Source organism: Actinoplanes sp. NPDC049599, assembly GCF_044465625.1.
GTDB lineage: Bacteria > Actinomycetota > Actinomycetes > Mycobacteriales > Micromonosporaceae > Actinoplanes.
Map to the genome: position 1 here is coordinate 154,862 of NZ_JBITLX010000012.1, position 19,879 is coordinate 174,740.

15 protein-coding genes are annotated in these 19,879 nt (G+C 73.9%); 5 read left to right on the forward strand and 10 right to left on the reverse strand.

All coding sequences use genetic code 11. From position 1 onward, the window contains the following. Positions 1–5 precede the first annotated feature (5 nt). Positions 6–797: an ABC transporter ATP-binding protein gene (locus ACIBQZ_RS22315; protein ID WP_396090661.1), complete on the forward strand. Its 792-nt coding sequence runs from the start codon at positions 6–8 to the stop codon at positions 795–797. On the opposite strand, the gene ACIBQZ_RS22320 is transcribed toward ACIBQZ_RS22315, so the two are convergent. Beyond that, positions 742–2,202, reverse strand: a complete 1,461-nt coding sequence (locus ACIBQZ_RS22320) for an aldehyde dehydrogenase family protein (protein WP_396090662.1) — start codon at positions 2,200–2,202, stop codon at positions 742–744. The two genes, ACIBQZ_RS22315 and ACIBQZ_RS22320, sit on opposite strands and share 56 nt — an antisense overlap. A gap of 277 nt (positions 2,203–2,479) precedes the next feature. On the opposite strand from ACIBQZ_RS22320, the gene ACIBQZ_RS22325 reads away from it, so the two are divergent. After that, positions 2,480–3,316: a PT domain-containing protein gene (locus ACIBQZ_RS22325; protein WP_396090663.1), complete on the forward strand. Its 837-nt coding sequence runs from the start codon at positions 2,480–2,482 to the stop codon at positions 3,314–3,316. A gap of 316 nt (positions 3,317–3,632) precedes the next feature. On the opposite strand, the gene ACIBQZ_RS22330 is transcribed toward ACIBQZ_RS22325, so the two are convergent. From ACIBQZ_RS22330 to ACIBQZ_RS22345, 4 genes are all read right to left on the reverse strand, one after another. Beyond that, on the reverse strand, positions 3,633–4,469 hold the full coding sequence (locus tag ACIBQZ_RS22330; RefSeq protein ID WP_396090664.1) for a carbohydrate ABC transporter permease: 837 nt from the start codon (positions 4,467–4,469) through the stop codon (positions 3,633–3,635). After that, positions 4,466–5,392: a carbohydrate ABC transporter permease gene (locus ACIBQZ_RS22335; protein WP_396090665.1), complete on the reverse strand. Its 927-nt coding sequence runs from the start codon at positions 5,390–5,392 to the stop codon at positions 4,466–4,468. Before ACIBQZ_RS22335 ends, ACIBQZ_RS22330 begins: the two co-directional genes overlap by 4 nt. A gap of 61 nt (positions 5,393–5,453) precedes the next feature. Continuing rightward, positions 5,454–6,767 (reverse strand): ABC transporter substrate-binding protein, encoded by a 1,314-nt coding sequence (locus ACIBQZ_RS22340; RefSeq protein WP_396090666.1) that lies wholly within the window; start codon positions 6,765–6,767, stop codon positions 5,454–5,456. Positions 6,768–6,794: 27 nt separating this feature from the next. Continuing rightward, positions 6,795–9,578, reverse strand: a complete 2,784-nt coding sequence (locus ACIBQZ_RS22345; protein ID WP_396090667.1) for a family 78 glycoside hydrolase catalytic domain — start codon at positions 9,576–9,578, stop codon at positions 6,795–6,797. Positions 9,579–9,765: 187 nt separating this feature from the next. On the opposite strand from ACIBQZ_RS22345, the gene ACIBQZ_RS22350 reads away from it, so the two are divergent. Beyond that, complete coding sequence (locus tag ACIBQZ_RS22350; protein WP_396090668.1) at positions 9,766–10,677, forward strand: AraC family transcriptional regulator; 912 nt, start codon at positions 9,766–9,768, stop codon at positions 10,675–10,677. Here ACIBQZ_RS22350 and ACIBQZ_RS22355 read toward each other — a convergent pair. From ACIBQZ_RS22355 to ACIBQZ_RS22365, 3 genes are all read right to left on the reverse strand, one after another. Further along, positions 10,674–11,045, reverse strand: a complete 372-nt coding sequence (locus tag ACIBQZ_RS22355) for a hypothetical protein (protein WP_396090669.1) — start codon at positions 11,043–11,045, stop codon at positions 10,674–10,676. The two genes, ACIBQZ_RS22350 and ACIBQZ_RS22355, sit on opposite strands and share 4 nt — an antisense overlap. 158 nt (positions 11,046–11,203) lie before the next feature. Continuing rightward, on the reverse strand, positions 11,204–11,851 hold the full coding sequence (locus ACIBQZ_RS22360) for a response regulator (RefSeq protein WP_396090670.1): 648 nt from the start codon (positions 11,849–11,851) through the stop codon (positions 11,204–11,206). Continuing rightward, positions 11,851–14,445, reverse strand: a complete 2,595-nt coding sequence (locus ACIBQZ_RS22365; protein ID WP_396090671.1) for a histidine kinase — start codon at positions 14,443–14,445, stop codon at positions 11,851–11,853. The genes ACIBQZ_RS22360 and ACIBQZ_RS22365 overlap by 1 nt, the downstream gene beginning before the upstream one ends. A gap of 177 nt (positions 14,446–14,622) precedes the next feature. Between ACIBQZ_RS22365 and ACIBQZ_RS22370 the strand changes: the two genes are divergently transcribed. Then, positions 14,623–16,947 carry a putative bifunctional diguanylate cyclase/phosphodiesterase gene (locus ACIBQZ_RS22370; protein ID WP_396090672.1) on the forward strand — a complete coding sequence of 775 codons (2,325 nt, stop codon included), beginning with the start codon at positions 14,623–14,625 and terminating at the stop codon, positions 16,945–16,947. 39 nt (positions 16,948–16,986) lie between these two features. On the opposite strand, the gene gndA is transcribed toward ACIBQZ_RS22370, so the two are convergent. Further along, positions 16,987–18,417 carry an NADP-dependent phosphogluconate dehydrogenase gene (gene gndA / locus ACIBQZ_RS22375; RefSeq protein WP_396090673.1) on the reverse strand — a complete coding sequence of 477 codons (1,431 nt, stop codon included), beginning with the start codon at positions 18,415–18,417 and terminating at the stop codon, positions 16,987–16,989. A gap of 159 nt (positions 18,418–18,576) precedes the next feature. On the opposite strand from gndA, the gene ACIBQZ_RS22380 reads away from it, so the two are divergent. Further along, positions 18,577–18,891, forward strand: a complete 315-nt coding sequence (locus tag ACIBQZ_RS22380; RefSeq protein ID WP_203767234.1) for a type II toxin-antitoxin system PemK/MazF family toxin — start codon at positions 18,577–18,579, stop codon at positions 18,889–18,891. Positions 18,892–18,897: 6 nt separating this feature from the next. On the opposite strand, the gene ACIBQZ_RS22385 is transcribed toward ACIBQZ_RS22380, so the two are convergent. Further along, complete coding sequence (locus ACIBQZ_RS22385) at positions 18,898–19,728, reverse strand: transglutaminase domain-containing protein (RefSeq protein WP_396090674.1); 831 nt, start codon at positions 19,726–19,728, stop codon at positions 18,898–18,900. Positions 19,729–19,879 lie beyond the last annotated feature (151 nt).

Consider the following 19,879-nt stretch of genomic DNA (forward strand, 5'->3'; position numbering starts at 1 on the left):
CCACGATGCTCGAGGTCAAGGGCCTGCGGAAGGTCTACCGGTCGGGCAACCGCGAGGTGGAGGCGCTGCGCGACCTGACCTTCACAGTCGCGGAGGGCGAGCTGGTCTGCCTGGTCGGCCCGTCCGGCTGCGGCAAGACCACGCTGCTGCGCTGCATCGCCGGCCTGCTCGAACCGACCGGCGGCCAGGTCACCGTCGGCGACGAGGCCGGCCTCGCGATCGTCTTCCAGGAGTACGGGCGCAGCCTGTTCCCGTGGATGTCGGTGCGGGACAACGTCGACCTGCCGCTGCGGCAGAAGAAGGTGCCGAAGGCGCGCCGCCGCGAACTGGTCGACGAGGCGCTGACCGCGGTCGGGCTGGCGGGCACCGAGTCCGCGTACCCCTGGCAGTTGTCCGGTGGCATGCAGCAGCGGGTCGCGATCGCCCGGGCGGTGGCCTACGAGCCGTCGATCCTGCTGATGGACGAGCCGTTCGCGGCGGTCGACGCGCAGACCCGGGCGGACCTGGAGGATCTGGTCCGGGCGCTGTGGCAGCGACTCGGGATGACGATCCTGTTCGTCACCCACGACATCGACGAGGCCGTATACCTCGGCCAGCGCGTGCTGATGCTCTCGGCGTCGCCGACGGTCGTGCAGGACGAGCTGGTCGTCGACCTGCCCGCCGAGCGCGACCAGCTGCACACCCGGGCGGATCCGCGCTTCGCCGCGCAGCGCACCCGCGTCTATTCGCAGATCCAGGCGGCTAAAACGGGTAGTGCTTCGGGCGCTGCTGGAGAGTTATCCAGCGCAGATCGGTGAACGCCTCCACCCCGGCGCGGCCACCGAAGCGGCCGTAGCCGGAGTCGCCGACCCCGCCGAACGGCGCGGTCGGGTCGTCGTCCACGGACTGGTCGTTGACGTGCGCGATGCCGGTGCGCAGCCGCCGGGCGACGGCGAAACCCCGGTTGACGTCGCGGGTGAGCACGCCCGCGGTGAGCCCGTACGGGCTGTCGTTGGCAACCGCGACGGCCTGCTCCTCGTCGGCCACGGTCAGCACGGTGGCGACCGGACCGAAGATCTCCTCGGTGTGGATGCGCATCTGCGGGGTCACGTCCGCGAGCACGGTCGCTGGGTAGTGCGCGCCGTCGGGCGTGCCGCCGCCGCTGAGCACCCGCGCGCCGGCCGCGACCGCCTGGTCGACCAGCGCCGCCACCCGCCCGGCCGCGCCGGCGCTGATCAGCGGTCCGATCACCGTGTGCGGGTCGGCGGGGTCGCCGGCCGGCAGGCCCTTGGCCTTCTCGGCGAGCCGCGCGCCGAACTCCTCGGCCAGCGACCGGTGCACGATCACCCGGTCCGCCGACATGCAGATCTGCCCGGAGTTCAGGTACGCGCCGAAGGCGACCGCGTTCACCGCATGCTCCAGGTCGGCGTCGTCGAGCACCAGCACCGAGTTCTTGCCGCCCAGCTCGAGCACCGCCGGGGTGAGGTGGCGGGCGGCGAGCTCGCCGATCCGCCGGCCGACCCCGGTGGAGCCGGTGAAGTTGACCCGCCGCACCCGCCGGTCGCCGATCAGCGTCTCCGCGACGGCGGCCGCGTCGGCGCGGTCGTTGGTGAGCACGTTGAGCACGCCCGGCGGGAGCCCGGCGTCGCGCAGCAGGTCGGCCAGGAACAGCGCGCAGGCCAGCGGCGCGTCCTCGCTGGCCTTGACCACCACGGTGTTGCCCACGGCCAGCGGCGCGGCCACCGCCCGGGCGCCCAGGATCAGCGGGGCGTTCCAGGGCGCGAACGCGGCGACCACCCCGGCGGGCTGCCGGATGGCCAGCGACAGCGCGTCCGGGTCGGCGCCGGCCAGCACCTCGCCGACCGGCAGCGTGGTCAGGGCCCCGGCCTCGCGGAACATGCTCGCGGCCAGCCCGACGTTGAACAGCGACCAGCCGAGCGTGCCGCCGGTCTCGCGGGCCATCAGCGCCGCGGCGTCGGCGCCGCGCTCCTCGAGCAGGTCGCCGGCCCGGGTCAGGATCCGCCGGCGCTCGGTGGGCGCGGTGGCGGCCCAGCAGGCGAAGGCGGCATCCGCGGCGTCGACCGCCCGGGTGACGTCGGCGGGGGAGGCCGCCGCGACCGTGGCGACCACGGCGCCGGTGTGCGGGTTCAGGTCCTCGGTGGTGCGGCCGTCCGCGGCGGCCACCTCCTCGCCGCCGATGAGCAGGCTTCTGGACTGGGTCACGAGCCACCTCCCGAGTGTGTTCGGCATGCGAACAGCTGTTCGCCCCGAAACGTGGGGGAAACGCTAGTGCCGCCGGGTGTGGGGGTCAACAGCTGCGTCACTACCCGCCGCCGCGCCGGAAACGCATGCCGGGCCGGGCTTTCTGAGCCCATGCGGCCCCTTCCGCACGGGTGACCGCCAGCCGTCCCAGGTTCCCGCGGATTCCGCGGAACGCCCGAGATCGCACCACCGCGGTGCTGTGCTGGGCAGGTCGCACCCACTCGTCGAAGGGATTGTCATGAGCAGCGGAATCAGCAGTCTGACCCGGGCCGGCATCTGCCTGGCCACCGGCGTCGCGGTGGCGATGGCCCCGGGCCAGGCGGCACTGGCGCAGGGCGGCGCCGGCTCGCCGGACCCGCACGGCGCCACGGCCTGCGCCCCGGACCCGGCCACCGGACCGGCCGCGCCGAGCGCGGGATGCCCGCAGCACGAGTCCGGCGGCCTCACCGGCACCCTGATCATCATCTTCACCGGGCATCTGACCTGGCCTTGGCTGCCGGGCTGGCCGATGGGCGGCCACCAACCACCCGCCACCGGCGGCCCGACCCCGACCCCGACCCCGACGCCGACGGCGGGCCCGACGGCCGAGCCGACCGCTGCACCGACCGGCGCTCCGACGGTTGAACCGACTGTTGCGCCCACACTGGTCCCCACCGCCGCACCGACGGCGGCCCCGACCGTCGACCCGACGGCGGCCCCGACCGTCGACCCGACCGCGGTGCCGACCGCTGCGCCCACTGCCGCTCCGACTGCGGAGCCGACCGTTGCACCGACCAGCGCTCCGACGGCTGAGCCGACTGCGGCTCCGACGGCTGAGCCCACCGCGGCTCCGACTGCCGAGCCGACCGTTGCACCGACCAGCGCTCCGACGGCTGAGCCGACTGCGGTTCCGACGGCTGAGCCGACTGCGGCTCCGACGGCTGAGCCGACTGCGGCGCCGACGGCTGAGCCCACGACCGGCCCGGCACCGGAGCCGACGGCGACCGATGCCGCCATCCCGCCGCCGGCCGTCACCGGCTCGCCCACCGCCGAGCCGGCGGTCACCCCGACCGCGCCGGCCACCGACGGCTCCTGACCCGAGCCGGTGCTCCCGGCTGAGCAGGCCCGGACCACCGTCCGCTCCTCGACGTCGAGGTGTTCCAGCAGGTGTTCCGACAGTGTGCGCAACGCGGCGACGAGCCGCTCCCGCCCACCGGAGTCGAGGGCCCGCGCGGACACCTCGACGTCGTCGAGCAGCCGCAGGGCGATCCACCTCCGCCGGAGCTCCGGCGCCGCCGCGCGGATCGCGGGGGAACAGCCGGCCGTCCTCGCCGCGTGGTGGGCGGGCACCGGCGGGCGCCGGCACGCGGTCGCCGGGGAGCGCCCGGCCCGGACCCGGCCGGCCCCGCCGGTCAGCCCTTGACCGCCCCCGCCGTCATGCCGGCCACGATCTGCCGGTTGAACGCCAGGAACATGATCAGCGGCGGCACGGTGATCAGCAGGATGTCCATGAACAGCAGGTTGTACTGGGTGTTGAACTGGCTGTTGAAGTTGTAGAGGGTCAGCTGCACGGTCGCGTTCTGCTCGCCGGGCAGGAAGTACAGCGGGTTCACGAAGTCGTTGTAGACGAAGACCGACTGCACCAGCACCACCGTGACGATCACCGGGCGCAGCAGCGGGAAGATGACCCGGAAGAACAGCCGGACCGGGCCCGCGCCGTCGATGACCGCGGCCTCGTCCAGCTCGCGCGGGATCGTCGCGATGAACGCCTGGAACAGCAGCACGCAGAAGGCCAGCCCGAACGCCACCTCGACGAGGATCAGGCCGGGCATCGTGCGGAACAGCCCGAGCCGTTGCAGCACCCAGATGGTCGGCACCACGGCCGGCGGGATGATCAGCCCGGACAGCACCAGGAAGTGCACGAGCCCGTTCCACCGGCTGCGCCGGCGCTGCAGCACGTACGCGACCATCGCCGAGGTGACGGCCATGATGGTCACGCTGGCCACGGTCAGGACGGTGCTGTTGATGTAGGCGATGATCAGCAGGTAGTCGCGGGCCTGGATCACGTCGACGAAATTCTGCACCAGCTGGAACCGCTGCGGCCAGGAGAAGTCGAACTCCGCCGCCTGCCGCCGGTCCTTCACCGCGGTCAGCAGGATGAAGACGAACGGCACCACGAAGAGCACCAGCGCGGCCAGGATCGCGACGGTGCTGAGCAGGTAGTTCGGGCGTCGCACGGGGCTGCTCACAGGTCGACCTCCTTGCGGTTGAGCAGCCGCCAGAGCGGGAACACGATCGCCGTCACGACCAGGAACAGCACCACGTTGCCGGCGGTGGACAGGCCGTAGAAGCCGGCCTGGTACTGCTTGTAGATGACCGAGGCGATCACGTCGGAGGTGAAGCCCGGCCCGCCCCGGGTCATCGCCCAGATCAGGTCGAACGAGCGCAGGCCGCCGATCAGCGACAGCAGGATCACGGTGACCGTGGCCGGGCGGGCCAGCGGCAGGATGATCCGGCGGAAGGTGTCCCAGGCGCCCGCCCCGTCCACCTTGGCGGCCTCGAAGTACTCGCTCGGGATGGACACGATGCCGGCGATGTAGATGACGGTGGCCAGCCCGACGCCCTTCCAGACGTCGACCAGGGCCACCGACAGCAGCGCGTACCGCGGATCGGTGAGCCAGGCCGGGCCGTTGATGCCGACCACCGCGAGCGCGTCGTTGATCAGGCCCTGCTCCGGGTCCATCAGCACGGTGAAGGTGAGCCCGACGCCGATGGTGCTGACCAGCACCGGGAAGAACACCACCGAGCGCAGGAAGCCGCGCCCGATGATCTGCGAGGTGAGCAGGATCGCCAGCAGCATGCCGAGGACGACCTTGGCGGCGGACGTGACCACCGCGTAGATCAGCGTGTGGGTCAGCCCGGAGACCAGCGCCGGCTCCCGGAAGAACGTCACGTAGTTGTCGAAGCCGATGAACCGGGAGTCGAAGATGGTCCACCGGGTCAGGCTGAAGTAGAACGCGGTGACGGTCGGGATGACGAACAGCAGGCCGTAGACCACGGCCGCGGGCAGGTAGAACCAGTACGGGTACGGGCTGCGCGCCCGCCCGCCGGTGGTCCGTGCCGAGGTGGTCCCGGGCCGGGCCGGCGTCTGCTGGATGGTTGTCGTCGCCATGGGTCCTCCTTGGCCTGCGCCCCGGCCCGCCGTCCCGCGGGCCGGGGCGCCACCGCGGTTCCTACCAGCCCTCGAGCCCGAGCTGCTGGGCCTGCTTCTGCACGTCCTTGTCGTAGAGCGCCGCGCCGTCGGCGGCCTTGCGGATGCCCGAGCCCACCTCGACGGTGATCTGCTCCAGCGCCGGGCCCTTGATCGGGGAGAGGAACTCCAGCGCCAGCCCCGAGCCGCCCTCGCGGTCGAGATACGGCTGGGTGTCCTTGGCGACCTGGGTGACGTCGGCCGGCAGCGTGCAGCCCTTCACCGCGTACGGGCCGACCGGGGTGCTCGCGGTGCCGGCGGAGGTGCAACCGGCCGGGCTCGCGATGAAGGCGAGGAACTTCTTCGCCGCGTCCAGCGCGGCGCCCTCGGTCGAGGTGGGGATGTAGACGCCGGCCGGCGACCAGACGGTCAGGCCGTTGCGGGCCGGGTCGTCGCTCGGGATGGCGAACAGGCCGACGTCCTTGGCCTGGTCCGGGAAGTTGGCCACGACGGTGCTGATCGCCGAGGACAGCATCGGGTAGTGCGCGCCCTTGCCCTGGGCCAGCTTCTTGAGCCCGTCGTCGAACTTGGCCGACGCGAAGTCCTTGTTCAGGTAGCCGGCGTCGTGCACCTGCTGCAGGTGCTGGAAGCCCTTGAGCGCCGCCGGTGACGTGGCGTACTTGGCCTGGTTCTTGGTGTACTTGCCGGCGAAGTCCGGCTCGGCGGCCGTGACGTTGTGGAAGTCGCCCAGCACGAACAGCTGCGAGGTCCAGGTGTCCTGGTAGGTCTGGATCACCGGGTCCACCCCGGCTGCCTTGATCTTGGCGTTGTTCGCCATGAACTCGCCCCAGGTCTTCGGGACCTGCAGGCCGAGCTTGGCGTAGACGGCCCGGTTGTACATGATCGCGCCGGCGATGAAGCCGCCCCACGGCGCGCCGTAGGTCTTGCCGCCGACCGACACGGTGGTCTTGAACTTGTCGTCGAGCCGGCCGGTCCACGGCTGGTCGTCCAGCGGCACCAGGTTCTTCTGCGGCGCCAGCGCCTGGAACAGCGAGCCCGAGTTGTACTGGAACACGTCGGTCATGTCGCCGGTGGACAGCCGGGTCTTGATCAGGTTGTCGCCCTCGCCGCCCTGGGGCCGGGTCTCCACCTTGACGGTGATGTCCGGGTTGGCGGCGGTGAAGTCCTTGGCGAGCTGCTCACCGATCCGGACGCCGTCGGAGGAGTTGTCGACGAGGAAGGACAAGGTCACCTTGCCGCCGCCCTCGTCGTCGCTGGAGCCGAGGCTGCCGGCACTGCACGCGGACAGGGCCAGGGACGTGACGGCGAGGGCTATCAGGGGTCGGAATCTCTTCATCGGGGGGCCTCCGGGGGAGTGGGTTCGCTACAGGAAGGACAGCCCGGCGAGCCGGGCCTGCAGGTCTGCGGCGCCGGGCACAAAACCCCCGGCGGTGAGGGCGTCGACCAGACCGGTCGCGGTGGTGTCCAGGTACGGCCCCAGCCGCCGCGCCACCTGCGCCTCGTCGCCGCCGCCGGCCGCCGCGGCCGCCGCGACGACCTGGTCCCAGGCCGGCTCGTGGTCCATGACCTCGCGGATGGTCGGCTCGGCGGGCAGCGCGGGCGGCTCGGCGTACGGATCGGCGACGGTCCACTCGTGGGTGCCGTGGCGCACCTCGACCGCTGCCGTGGCGCCCGGCACGTGCACCTCCGCCTCGGTGCCCACCGGCACGGTGACGCTGAGCCGCAGCCGGCCGTCCGCCCGCCGCCACGAGACCGCGGCCTCGCCGTACGGGGTGAGGTGCCGGGCCGCCGCGAAGGTGAGCCGGCGGTGCGGCACCGGCCGGACCAGCAGCCGGCGGTAGCCCGGGGCGGCGGGGGCCAGCCCGGCGACCCGCCGGTGCAGCCAGTCTGCCACCGCACCGAGGGCATAGTGGTTGAAAGAGGTCATCTCGCCGGGGTTGATGCCGCCGTCGGGCAGCATGCTGTCCCAGCGTTCCCAGACCGTCGTCGCGCCCATCGTCACCGGGTAGAGCCAGGACGGGCAGCCGGTCTGCAGCAGCAGCCGGTAGGCCAGCTCCGGCTCGCCGGCGTCGGTGAGCGCGTCGGTCATCAGCGGGGTGCCGACGAAGCCGGTGCCGATCCGGAAGCCGGCCGTCCGGACCAGGTCGGCCAGCCGCCGCCCGGCGTGCCGGCGCTGCGCCTCGGCCGGCAGCAGCGACCACTGCAGGGCGAGGGCGTACGTGGTTGCCGCGTCCCCGAGGACCCGGCCGGTGCTGGTCACGTACTCGCGGGCGAAGGCCGCCCGGACCTGCGCGGCCAGCAGGTCGTACTGCCGGGCCCCGGCGGTGTCGCCGAGCAGCGCGGCGGCCCGGGCCACGATCTCGGCCGAGCGGGCCAGGTGCGCGGTCGCCACCACGTCCGGGTCGGCCCGGGCCTGGAACGGCGAGTCCGGCGGCGCGGTCGGGTCGAGCCAGTCGCCGAACTGGAAGCCGCCGGACCAGAGCCGGTCCGGGCCGGCCAGCTCGGCCATCCGGTCCACCCAGGCCCGCATGCTGGGCAGCTGGCGGGCGAGCAGCCCGAGGTCCCCGGTGCGCCGGTAGAGCACCCACGGCACGATCGTCGCGGCGTCGCCCCAGGCCGCGGTCGCCGGCCCGGGCCGGCGGATCACGTCCGGGATGACGTACGGCACCGAGCCGTCCTTCTGCTGCTCGGCGGCGAGGTCGGCGAGCCAGCCGGCGAGGAGGCCGGCGCTGTCGAACAGGAAGCTCGCGGTGGGGGAGAAGACCTGGATGTCGCCGGTCCAGCCGAGCCGCTCGTCGCGCTGCGGGCAGTCCGTCGGCACGTCCACGAAGTTGCCGCGCATGCCCCACACCACGTTGTCGTGGAAGCGGTTCAGCAACGCGTGCGACGACTCGAACCAGCCGGTACGGCGCAGATCGGAGCCGATCACCACCGCCTCGACGTCCGCCGCCCGCAGGTCCGGCACGCCGGTCACCTCGGCGTAGCGGAAGCCGTGGAAGGTCAGCGTCGGCTCCAGCACCGCCTCGTCCGGCCCGGCCAGCAGGTACGTGTCGGTGGCCCGGGCGGTGCGCAGCGGGCGCACGCCCAGTTCCTCGTTCTCGAGGACCTCGGCGTGGCGTACCACGACCTCGTCGCCGGCGGCCCGGCCGCGGACCCGCAGCCGGACCCGGCCGACCACGTTCTGGCCGAAGTCGACCAGGGTGTGCCCGGCCGGCGAGGTCCACACCCGGCGGGCCGCCAGCACCTCGGTGACCCGGACCGGCGGGCCGTCCGGCGCGACCAGCCGGCCCAGGTCCGCGTCGATCACCTCGACGGCATCGGTACGCCGGGCGCCGTCGCGCAGATCGGTGCGCTGGCCGTCGTACAGGTCGTCGGCGAGCACCCCGCTGTCGGCCGCGGTCCACGAGCTGTCGGTGGTGAGCCGGTGCACCGTGCCGTCCGCGGTGGTCACCTCCAGCTGGGCCAGCAGCGCCAGCCGGTCGCCGTACAGGCCGCGGCGGCCCTGGAAGCCGAGCCGGCCGCGGAACCAGCCGTTGCCCAGCAGCACGTCCAGGCGGTTCTGGCCGGGCCGGACCAGGCCGGTGACGTCGTAGCTCTGGTAGCGCAGCCGGTGCTGGTAGCTGGTCCAGCCGGGGGCGAGTTCGTGGTCGCCGACCCGGACGCCGTTGAGCTCGGCGGTGTAGAGGCCGTGGGCGGTCGCGTACAGCCGGGCCCGGACGATCCCGCCGGGCAGCACGATCCGGCCGGTGAGCACCGGGGCCGGCATGCCCTCGCCGCCGATGGCGGCCGGGCTGATGAACCGGGCGGCCCAGTCGTCGAGGCCCCGCTCGACCGTGGCCGGCGCGCTCCACTCGCTCCAGTCGCCGGCCGCGTCGCAGACCCGGATCCGCACCCGGGCCGGCTCGCGGGCGGCCAGCGCGGCGCCGGGCCACGGCACCAGCACCTGTTCGGCGGAGGCGACCGTGGTCAGCTCCACCGGCCCCCGGCCGCGGGTGACCTCGACCTGGTACGCGCTCTGCCGGTAGGCGTCCGGGGCGGCGGGCAGGTGCCAGGAGAGCCGGGGCGCGGGGGAGCCGATGCCGAGGACGGGGCCGTCGCCGGTGTGGTGCTCGAAGCGGACCCCGACGGGGGCGGCAGCGGGGGGCATGGGCGCTCCTAACGTGCTGAAACGATTCAACAGCACCGCGGTGCCACGCTGTCGAAGGTGTTTCGGGAGGATTACGTCTGCCTTCGATCCTGCGCCCGGCGCCGGGTGTGACATAGCCCGCAGTGCACCGGTGGTAGGACAAAATTCACCTGGCGCCGGCTTCCCCGGGGTGTCGTATGGTCGGCGGATGGCCGAGCCCCCGGTGGAGAACTCGCACGCCATGCTGTACTTCTCCGACGGCTCGCTGGCCTACGCCGGGCACTACCTGCACGAGGGCCTGCACCCGGTGCACACGCACAGCTTCGTCGAGGTGGCCGTGATGACCGGCGGCGAGGGCGTGCACCACAGCCTTGCCGGGCGCCAGCGGCTGGTGGTCGGCGACGTGATCCTGCTGCGTCCCGGGGTGTGGCACGGCTACGACGACTGCCGGCACCTGGACCTCTACAACTGCTGCTTCTCCACCGAGCTGCTGCAGCGCGAGCTGGCCTGGACCCGGGCCGATCCGCTGCTCGGCTACCTGCTCTGGACCGGGCCGTACTCCGACCAGCGGCGCGGCATCCTCACCACCCGGCTCGGCCCGGACCTGCTGGCCGAGTGCGTCGAGCACCTGGACGCCCTCGACCGGCTGCGGTTCCAGCCGGTGAGCCGGCACCGCGGCGACATCATCGGGCGGCTCTCGCTGTTCCTGAGCTGCCTGGCCCGGGCGGTCGTCGACGGCGTGGAGGCCGGCGCCGGCCAGAGCCACCCCGCGGTCATGGACGCGATGCGGATGATGGAGGCGCGCCCGGCGCACCAGTGGACGCTCACGGAACTGGCCGAGGCGCTGCACCTGGCGCCGGGCTACCTGGTCCGGCTCTTCAAGTCCGCGACCGGGCTGCCGCCGATGGCCTACCTGTCCCGGCACCGCGTGGAGCTGGCGGCGGCGCGGCTGCTGCACACCGACGACGCGATCAGCCGGATCGGCGAGTCCGTCGGCTGGCCGGACCAGAACTACTTCGCCCGCCGCTTCCGCGCGCACTACGGGCTCAGCGCCTCGGCGTACCGGTCCCGCTTCACCCACAACTCGGTGCGGCTGCGCACCTGGGCCGACCCCGGCTAGATGTCCAGCGCCGCCTCGATCCGGCGCAGGTGGTGGCGGGCCATCGCCAGGTTGGCCCGGTCGCGGTTCAGCGCCAGGTAGAGGAAGAGCCCGTGCCCGGACCGGGCCTGCAGCGGCCGGATCAGGTCATACTGGTTCTCCAGCGTGATCAGGATGTCCTCCACCTGCTCCTGGATGCCGAGCAGATCCATGGCGCGCAGCTTGGCCCGCACCACGTCGGTGTTGCCCGCCGCGGCGACGGTGAGGTCGAAGTCCCGCGAGCCGCCGGCGACGCCGAGCGCCATCCCGCTGGTGTGGTCCACCAGCGCGACGCCGAGGGCGCCCTCGATCGTCATCGCGTCCTTGAGCGCAACTTCCATGTCGGCCATGTCTTCGTCCTCCAGGATTGGCAACGGTCCGGGTGGGCGGGTGCAAGCCACCCACCGGTTCCATGCTGATCCGCAACGACTGATCTCGATCGGACTCGCTGTGCGACCCGGACGGCGCCCGCCGCCAGGGCCGATCCGGCCGACCGGGCGCTTGCCGGTCAGGGGTTGGGGCGGACCAGGCCGAGGTCGTAGGCGGCGATCGTCGCCTGCACCCGGTCGCGGACGCCGAGCTTGGCGAGCAACGCGTTCACGTGCACCTTCACCGTGCCCGTGGTGATGCCCAGGGCCGCGCCGATCTCGGCGTTGGACATGCCGGTGGCGATGCTGACCAGCACCTCACGCTCGCGCGGGGTGAGCCCGGCCGGCCGCTCGTCCGGCTCGGCCGGCCCGCCGAGGCCACCGCCGGCGAACGCGTCGATCAGCCGCCGGGTGACCGCCGGGCTGAGCATCGCCTCGCCGTCGGCGACCACCCGGATGGCGGCGAGCAGGTCCGCGGCCAGCACATCCTTGAGCACGAACCCGGCGGCGCCCGCCCGCAGCGCCTCATAGACATAACGGTCCTGGTGGAACGTGGTCAGCACCAGCACCTTGGTCTCCGGCGCGGCGGCGGTCAGCAGCGCGGTGGCGGTCAGGCCGTCCATGCCGGGCATCCGGATGTCCATGAGCACCACATCGGGCCGCAGCCGCAGCGCGAGATCAAGGGCGGACTGCCCGTCGGCCGCCTCCGCGACGACCTCGAGGCCCTCCTCGGCAGCAACGATCGCGGCGATCCCGGCGCGCACCATGAGCTGGTCGTCGACGACCATCACGCGAACGGCGATGACGCCACCTCCTTGTCGTCCCCGGCCGGCGTGCCCGGCCCGTCCCCGGCAGAAATGGTCCCAACCCGCGACCCACCCCCGCCGCCCGGCCCGCCCGCATCGGCGGAATCGGTCGCGCTGCCCGCACCGGCTGGGCCGGCCGCGTCGGTCGCGCTGCTCGCACCGGCTGGGCCGGCCGCGTCGGTCGGACTGCTCGCACCGGCTGGAGGGTCCGCATCGTCCGCGCTGCTCGGGTGGGCCTCGCCCGCTCCGGGATCACTCCGACGCTCATCCGGGCGGGAGTCGTCCGGATGAGGATCCGGGGCCGGGGACGAGCCCGGGAGATGGAGCTCCGGGAGGCCGTCCGCGGCCGTGGTCATGCTGCCGCCCACCGCCGCCAGTCGCGCCCGCAGCCCCGCTGCGATCTCCCCGCCCTCGTCCGCCGGCATCGGCCGCATCCCGATCCGCAGCGGGTCGCCCGTCAGGTCCACCCGGACCGTCACCGGCCCCGTGTCCCCGGCCAGCAGCAGCTCCACCACCCGGAAGACCGACAGGTCCACGTCCGCCGGCAGCGGGCGTCCCGCCCCCCGGATCTCCAGCGCCACCCGGCGTCCCCCGGCACGCCAGCGGTCGGCCAGGCCGGGCAGGGCCGCCGCGGTCGGTTGGGGGTCGCGGGCCGGGTCCGGGTCGTCGCGGAGGCCGTTCAGGAGGCCGCGCATCGCGTCCAGGGCCGTCCGGGCCGAGGCCAGCACCTGGTCGAGGTCGCCCGCGTCGGCCGCCGTCGCCACCCGGGCCGTGTCGCGGAGCACCGCCTCGCGCAGGCCCGCCGCCACCCGGGCCCGTTCGCGGCCGGCCTCCAGCAGCGCCTGGGCGGTGGCCGCGGCGACCGCGTCGTGCTCGCGGGTCCGGATGGTGGTGTGGCGGCGGCGGACCAGGTAGCCGGCCAGCCAGGAGGCGCCCATCGGCAGGCCGACCGGGCAGCCGACCATCGCGGCCAGCACGACCACCCACACCAGGTACGGGAGGTCGCCCTCCGGCGGCGGGTCCAGGGCCAGCGTGGCCGCGGTGGCCAGCACGGCCGAGGAGAGCGCGAGCGGGATCGCCAGCGCGCTCAGTTCGGGGCGGCGGCCGTAGCGGGCCACCCCGTAGACGGCTGCCGCTTCCGCGCCCAGGCCGGCGAGGAGCACCCAGCCCTGCGCCGGGGCGACCACGCCGGCGGCGATCAGCGCGGGCACGATCCACCCGGTCGCCGCCACCGCGCCGAGCGCCGTCCAGGGGTGGGTGCGGCGCCAGAGCAGCGGGATCGCGTGGATGGCCGAGACGAGCACGAGCAGCGGGACGGACGCCGCCGTCACCTGCGGGTCGTCCTCCCCGAGCAGCAGCGCGCCGGCCGGTGGGAACAGCGCCACCAGGAACACCACCACGTCGATCACCCGCTCGGCGCCGGGCCGGCGGGGGCGGCGCCGCGGCTCGGGTGGGGTGCCCGCCGCCGGCAGGACCGCCCGGACGCGCCAGCCGCCGCCCGGCCGGGGGCCCGCGGTCAGCGTGCCGCCCAGGGCCGTCGCCCGTTCCCGCATGCCCGTGACGCCCCGGCCGGAGCCCATCGTGGCGACGCCCTCCGCCCGCGCGCCGTCGTCGTCGACGGTCAGTTCCAGGGCGCCGGCCACCGGGGTGAGCCTGATCCGCACCGCGGCTGCCGGGGCGTACCGCAGGGTGTTGGTCAGGGCCTCGCGGGTGATCCCGCAGATCGCCTCCGTCGTCGCGGCCGGGAGGTCGCCCGGCTCGGCCCGCACGGTCACCTGCTGGCCGAGCAGCCGGAAGCCCTCGGCGAGCTCGGTCAGGCCGGCGGCGGCCGGACCGGGCCGTTCGTCCGGCAGCCGCAGCAGGGCGACCAGCCGGTGCAGTGCCGCCAGGGTGTCCCGGCCGGTCCGGGCGGCGAAGTCGCGCGCCTCGGCGACCAGGTCCGGCCGGGTCGCGCCGAGGCGCTGCGCGGCCGAGGCGATCACCACGATCGACGTCAGGTGGTGCGCGGTCACGTCGTGCAGCTCGCGGGCCAGATGGTGGCGTTCGGTGTCGGCCGCCCGGGCCCGGCGGTCCTCGGCCTCGGCCAGCCGGGCCGCCGCGGCGCCGCGTTCGGCGTGCCAGCGGTGCCGGGCCCGGCCGAACGCCACCACGCTCGCATAGACGACCAGGAGGATCACCAGCTCGGCCGGGTAGTCCGGGCCCAGGCCGGAGGCGGCGGCGATCAGCGCGCACTGCCACAGCACCACGGCGGCCCCGGCACCCAGCGTCAGCCGGTGTGAGCGCCGCACCGCCACGCTGTAGAGCGCGACCAGGTCGGCGAGCGAGATGATCAGCAGGGCGTCCGGCGGGACGCCCCAGGTGCCCGCGGTCAGCGCCGCGGCCACGATCCCGATGGTCGTCAGCGGCGCCGCCCGCCGCCAGAGCAGCGCCACCGCGACAGCGACGGTGGCCGTGACCCCGGTCGCCACCGCCGGGGCCGCCGGCGGCCGGCCGTCGGCCAGCGGGATGCCGGGCCAGACCGCCAGCTGGGTGACGGCGAGGACCAACGGCAACAGCCAACCCGGGATGCGCTCCATGACGCACCGACCCTAAGGGTCCGCGGCCGCCCGCCGCATCGGCCCTGGGTGGCACCGCCGCCTATGTCCGAGGGCAGAGCACGTCGTCCGGCATCCGGAATACTCAGCTCGGGCTCCCCACCGCCGACTGGTACTGCGCCAGAACCAGTGACAGCGAGCAGGGAGCCGAGCGCAGCGATGAGTGCAGCCGAGACGCGGGTGGGCCGCCGGCGCGCGGCCCGGCCAGTCCGTCCCGGCCCGCTGCCGCTGGTCGTGGCGGTGCTGGCGGTGGCCGGGGTGACCGGCTGGCTGGTCGTGCGCGACGGCGGTTCCGTGATGCCCGGCTACGTCGGTGGTCCGGTGGCCATGGCGGCCGCGTTCTTCGCCTGCCGGCGGATCGGTTCGATGATCGTCGTGCCGCGGCCGGTCCGGGGCTTCTGGCGGCTGTTCGCCAACGCCGCGCTCTGCATCGGCATCGGTGCGGTCGGCTCGTTCGCGTTCGCCAACAACGATCCGGGGCTGTCGCCCTACATGGCCGTGCCGACGCTGCTCGGCGTGGTCATGTCGGTGCTGGCGTTCCTGCTGCTGCCGATGGAGCGCCGGTCCGCGTTGCGCTGGGCCCAGCTGGTCCTCGACGGCGCCACCGTGGCCGTGGCGGGGGTGCTGATCTACTGGTACGTCGTCTTCGGCCTCGCCACCGCGGCCATCTCCACGGTCACCCAGGTCGGCGCCGCCGTGGTCGGGGTCGGCGCGCTGATCTCCCTGGTCGTCATCGGCCGCGCGGCGATGAGCCCGGCCAGCGCCGTGGACCCGGGGTCGCTGCGGGTGCTGACCGTCGCGCCCATGGTCGCGGTCGCCGTCACGGTGCTGCTCATCGCCGGCGGTGACACCGGACGGCTGGTCATCTCGGTGCTGGCCGCGCCGCTGGTCGGTGCGTCGATGGCGCTGGCCGCGTACCGTCAGGAACTGGTCCTGCGCCGCCCGGCGGCGGCCGTCACCGCGGCCGCGCCGCGCCGGGGTTATCACGTGCTGCCGCTGGCCGCGGTCATCGCGACCGCCGCCATGGTGATCACCGTGTCGGCCCGCCAGCTCGGCTGGCACCAGCGCGTCGTGATCATCGGCGCGGTGCTCATCGCGGCCTTCGTGGTGGCCCGGCAGCTGCTCGGCCTGCGGGCCAACGACCGGGCGCTGGTCGGCATCCGGGTGCAGCAGGCGGAGCTGGAGCGGCTCGCCATGCACGACCCGCTGACCGGCCTGGCCAACCGGGCCCGGTTCGGTGCCGTGCTCGCCGAGCGGCTCGACGCCCATCAGTGCGCCAGCGTGCTGCTGGTCGACATCGACGACTTCAAGACGGTCAACGACACCATGGGCCACGCGATCGGCGACCAGCTGCTCTTCGAGGTGGCCCAGCGGCTGCGCAACCACAGCTCGGTCCGGCACCTGCCGTCGCGCCTGGGCGGCGACGAGTTCGCCGTGCTGCTCGACGTCGACGACCCGGCGACCGCCGAGGACGCGGCGGCGCGCATCCTGCAGGCGCTCGCGGTGCCGTTCCGGGTCGGCGAGCACCAGCTGCTGGTCCACGCCAGCATCGGGGTGGCCCTGGCCGGGCCCGGCGACAGCGCCGACGAGGTGCTGCGCAACGCCGACATCGCCATGTACGCCGCCAAGGCCTCCGGCAAGGCGTCCTGGGCCCGTTTCGAGCCGCGGATGCGCAACGAGGTCGTCAACCACGCCCGGCTCGGCAGCGAGCTGCACAACGCGATCATCCGGCACGAGCTGTACCTGGCGTACCAGCCGGTCTTCGACCTGGTGACCGGCCGGATGGCCGGCGCCGAGGCGCTGGTCCGCTGGCGGCACCCGGTCCGTGGCGCGGTCTCGCCGGCCGACTTCATCCCGGTCGCGGAGCGCTCCGGCCTGATCGTCCCGCTGGGCGCCTGGGTGCTGCGGGAGGCCTGCGAGCAGCTCGCCCGGTGGCACGCGGAGTACGGCGCCGCCGCCATCCAGTCGATCAACGTCAACGTGGCGGCCCGGCAGCTGCGCGAGTCCGGCTTCGTGGACGAGGTCGCGGCGGTGCTCAGCGACACCGGCCTGATCCCGGCGAACCTGGTGCTGGAGGTCACCGAGTCCTCGGTGCTCGACGGCCGGCAGGTCCGCGACACCCTGCAGGCCCTGCACGAGCTGGGCGTCCGGCTGGCCCTGGACGACTTCGGCACCGGGCAGTCGAGCCTGAGCCTGCTGCGCGCGTTCCCGGTGGACGTGCTCAAGCTGGACAAGTCGTTCGTGGACGGCATCTGCGACGGCGAGGACCGCGGCCGGCTGGCGGTGGCCGCGGCCGTCGCCCAGCTCGCCGAATACCTCGACCTGTACGCGGTCGCCGAGGGCATCGAGACGGCGGCGCAGCTGGAGCGGCTGCGCGAGATGGGCTACCGGCTGGGCCAGGGCTACTTCATGGCCAAGCCGCTGCCGCCCGCGGAACTGGCCGAGCTGATGGTCCGTACCGTCCTGCCGGTCACCGCGGCGTGACGGGCCGGCCCGCCCGGGTGGGCGGGCCGGCCCGCCCGGCTACGCGGGAACCTCGTTGCGGTCGGCGCCCCACATGGTGTGGAAGGCGCCTTCCTTGTCGACCCGGTGGTACGTGTGCGCGCCGAAGAAGTCGCGCTGCCCCTGGATCAGAGCCGCCGGCAGGCGCTCGGCGCGCAGGCCGTCGTAGTACGCCAGCGCCGAGGCGAAGCCCGGCGCCGGGATGCCCTGCTGGGCCGCCGTGGCCACCACCCGCCGCCAGGCCTGCTGGGCGCCGCTGACCGCGTCCAGGAAGTACTCGTCCACCAGCAGCGACGGCAGGTCCGGGGACTTGTCGAAGGCCTGCTTGATGAAGTCGAGGAACTTGGCCCGGATGATGCAGCCGGCCCGCCAGATCTTGGCCATCTGGCCGGGGTCGATGTCCCAGCCGTACTCCGCGCTGGCCGCCTGGATCTGCTGGAAGCCCTGCGCGTACGCGACGATCTTCGAGGCGAACAGCGCCTGCTCGACGTCGGCCTGCAGGTCGGCGCCGCCGGAGCCGGCCGTGGCCGTGGGGCCGGGCAGGTGGGCCGCTGCGGCGCGCACCTTCGGGTCGCCGGACAGCGCCCGGGCGAACACCGACTCGGCGATGCCGGAGACCGGCACGCCCAGGTCGAGGGCCGCCTGCACGGTCCAGCGGCCGGTGCCCTTCTGCTCGGCCTGGTCCACCACGATGTCCACGAACGGCTTACCGGTCTCGGCGTCGACCTGCTTGAGCACCTCGGCGGTGATCTCGATCAGGTACGAGCCCAGCCGGCCCTCGTTCCAGCCGGAGAAGATCTCCGCGATCTCCGCCGGTGCATACCCGCCGACCGAGCGGAGCAGGTCGTACGCCTCCGCGATGAGCTGCATGTCGGCGTACTCGATGCCGTTGTGCACCATCTTGACGAAGTGGCCGGCGCCGTCCGGGCCGACGTGCACGCAGCACGGCTCGCCGTCGACCTTGGCCGAGATGTCCTCCAGCAGCGGGCCGAGCGAGGAGTAGGACTCCTTGGAGCCGCCGGGCATGATGCTCGGGCCGTGCAGCGCGCCCTCCTCGCCACCGGAGACGCCGGTGCCGACGAAGTGCAGGCCACGTTCGCGCAGCGCGGCCTCGCGCCGCCGGGTGTCCGCGAAGTGCGCGTTGCCCGCGTCGATGAGCATGTCGCCCGCTTCCAGCAGTGGCGCGAACTCGTCGATGACCGCGTCGGTGGCCTTGCCGGCCTTGACCATGATCACCACGCGGCGCGGGCGCTCCAGGCTCGCGACGAAGTCCTCGGCGGTCTCCGAGGGGATGAACGTGCCCTCGTGGCCGTACGACTCCACGAGTTCCTTGGTGCGCCCGTAGCTGCGGTTGTGCAGCGCGACCGTGTGGCCGTGGCGGGCGAAGTTCCGGGCCAGGTTGCGACCCATCACCGCCAGCCCGGTTACCCCGATTTGGGCCTTTTCCGTCATGAACGTCCTTCCTCCACGCGAGCGCCGGCACTTCAGCCCGGCGTCGCAAGCCGTCGCCCTCATTGTTACGTGTTCGCGGGGCGCAGGGTTCGACTGTCCCGGGCACCGGTTGCCCGGGCGGCACAAAACCGAAGATCGGCGCGACGGTACGCTCCGTGCGTGAAGCGCGGCGAGATCTGGACCATCGGCAGCCGCACCGACCTGCGCTACCGGGTCCTCGTGCTCTCCTCCGACAGCTACAACGAACGGCCGAACGCGTCGCCCTTCTGCGCGCCCATCGTGCGCCAGCGCGGCGCCACCGAACTGCCGCCGTTCGCGGTGGCCCTCACCGAGCAGGACCCGATCACCGGCGTGGTGGTGGTCAACCGGATGCGCCGGCTGCCGGCCTCGGTCGGCGCCGAGAAGATCGGCATGGTCACCGGCTCCAGCATGGCCCGGCTGGCCGAGGCGATGCGCGAGCTGTTCGAGGTGTAGCTACTACTACTCCACGCTCACCACGGTGACCTCGCGGGAGCCGGTCAGGGTGCCGCCCGGCGCGCCGACGTAGGTGCCCGAGGTCGGCGCCACGTCCGCGTAGTCGCGGCCGACCGCCACGGTGACGTAGCCGTGGTGGGCCGGCCGGCCGTGGCACGGGTCGAAGGCCAGCGCCACCGCCCGGTCGCCGTGCGGCACCAGCACCTCGACCCAGGCGTGCGTGCCGCCCTGGCCGACCAGGTGCCCGGAGACATAGCGGGACGGCACCCCGAGCAGCCGGCACATCGCCAGCATCACGTGCGCCGAGTCCTGGCAGACGCCCCGCCCGCCGGCCAGCGCCTGGGCCGCGGTGGTGCGGACCGAGGTCACGCCGTACTCATAGGTCAGGGCCGCGTGCGCGACCGTGCACGCCCGCTCGGCAGTCTCCCGGTGGTCCGCGCCGCGGCAGCGGTCCGCCAGCTCGCGCAGCGCGTCGTCCGGCTCGGTCAGCCGGGTGGCGCGCAGCGCCCGGGGAGCACGCAGCGCCGCCGCCGGCAGCTCCGGCGGCCCGTCGTCCACCACCCGGTCCAGCGTGGCGGTGAGCCGGAACTCGACCGCCTGCTCGACCCGCGCGGCCACCACCCGCACCACCGTGTTGCCGGCCGCGTCCTGCCGGACCCGCCGGGCGTGCGCCGCGCCGGTCACCGCCAGGCGGTGACTGCGCCGGTGGAGGTCGCCGTGCCGGCGCCGGGGCACCACCACCAGCCGCTGGGCGAGCGCGGTCACCGGCGCCGCGTACGCGTACCGGAAGCTCTGCTCGACCCGGAAGCCGATCCGCCGCGCGCCGTCGAGGTCCATCCCGACATGATCCGGCACGGCTGTTTCCGGCGCATCACGCAGGGGGACCCATCGATCCGGACGGGGGATCCGGCCGTTCGGCGGCACCGGCCGTCCGGGTGGTCCGCGGCCCGTCACCGGACGGCCCTCCCCAACCGGTCGTCCTTCCGGG

What these genes read in the sequence shown, in the direction of transcription:
- ACIBQZ_RS22335 (WP_396090665.1), bottom strand. Translation starts at nt 5,392, where the DNA reads ATGGCGACGACAACCATCCAGCAGACGCCGGCCCGGCCCGGGACCACC.
- ACIBQZ_RS22370 (WP_396090672.1), top strand. Translation starts at nt 14,623, where the DNA reads ATGAGTGCAGCCGAGACGCGGGTGGGCCGCCGGCGCGCGGCCCGGCCA.
- ACIBQZ_RS22385 (WP_396090674.1), bottom strand. Translation starts at nt 19,728, where the DNA reads ATGGACCTCGACGGCGCGCGGCGGATCGGCTTCCGGGTCGAGCAGAGC.
- gndA (WP_396090673.1), bottom strand. Translation starts at nt 18,417, where the DNA reads ATGACGGAAAAGGCCCAAATCGGGGTAACCGGGCTGGCGGTGATGGGT.
- ACIBQZ_RS22350 (WP_396090668.1), top strand. Translation starts at nt 9,766, where the DNA reads ATGGCCGAGCCCCCGGTGGAGAACTCGCACGCCATGCTGTACTTCTCC.
- ACIBQZ_RS22340 (WP_396090666.1), bottom strand. Translation starts at nt 6,767, where the DNA reads ATGAAGAGATTCCGACCCCTGATAGCCCTCGCCGTCACGTCCCTGGCC.
- ACIBQZ_RS22345 (WP_396090667.1), bottom strand. Translation starts at nt 9,578, where the DNA reads ATGCCCCCCGCTGCCGCCCCCGTCGGGGTCCGCTTCGAGCACCACACC.
- ACIBQZ_RS22315 (WP_396090661.1), top strand. Translation starts at nt 6, where the DNA reads ATGCTCGAGGTCAAGGGCCTGCGGAAGGTCTACCGGTCGGGCAACCGC.
- ACIBQZ_RS22355 (WP_396090669.1), bottom strand. Translation starts at nt 11,045, where the DNA reads ATGGCCGACATGGAAGTTGCGCTCAAGGACGCGATGACGATCGAGGGC.
- ACIBQZ_RS22325 (WP_396090663.1), top strand. Translation starts at nt 2,480, where the DNA reads ATGAGCAGCGGAATCAGCAGTCTGACCCGGGCCGGCATCTGCCTGGCC.
- ACIBQZ_RS22365 (WP_396090671.1), bottom strand. Translation starts at nt 14,445, where the DNA reads ATGGAGCGCATCCCGGGTTGGCTGTTGCCGTTGGTCCTCGCCGTCACC.
- ACIBQZ_RS22360 (WP_396090670.1), bottom strand. Translation starts at nt 11,851, where the DNA reads ATGGTCGTCGACGACCAGCTCATGGTGCGCGCCGGGATCGCCGCGATC.